Annotated in this window: 1 pseudogene; it reads left to right on the top strand. The window is 35.3% G+C overall.

The annotated features are described in order from the left end of the window. Positions 1–353: 353 nt before the first annotated feature. Positions 354–482, top strand: a pseudogene (locus tag HRG09_RS28685) (tyrosine-type recombinase/integrase); the annotation flags it as partial.

The following is a 482-nucleotide window of genomic DNA, read 5'->3' as shown; positions in this document are numbered from 1 at the left end:
TTTTTTTGTAAAATCATGTACTTTTTGATTAGATTTTGTAGTATTCATTATAAATTAAAGATACGTTTCTAGTAGAAACTCTCCTAATAAAGACTGTACTCCCATGGAGGAGTTTCAACCTTTTTCAGAGCACTCACTCTAATGTGAGTGCATTTTTTTGCAGACAAGGACTGGAACGCTTCTATCAACATCCAGCAAGGAGAGCGATTAGGGGGTCTGTTGCAAAGTTTTAAACGCCCCCAAAAATATAGAATGAAAATACAATTGTTCCGAATAAACATTATAAAATATACAAGAACATGTATCGTATACTCATTATTTTCGGTTATTTTTCAACTTTGCAACAGAACCCCTATGCCCAAACCTTAGAAAATACTTGGTTATTTCCTTCTCGAAAAGGAAATCAACCCATTAGTAAAATCCAGGCTTATCGACAACTGCAAAAAGCCGGAGATTTTGCCGGTGTAGAATCCATTGGAACC

Origin of the sequence: Bacillus sp. Xin1, from assembly GCF_013314535.1 — a bacterium.
Lineage (GTDB): Bacteria > Bacillota > Bacilli > Bacillales > Bacillaceae_G > Bacillus_A.
The sequence above is the reverse complement of the archived record's forward strand: the minus strand, read 5'-3'. Positions and strand labels throughout refer to the sequence as shown.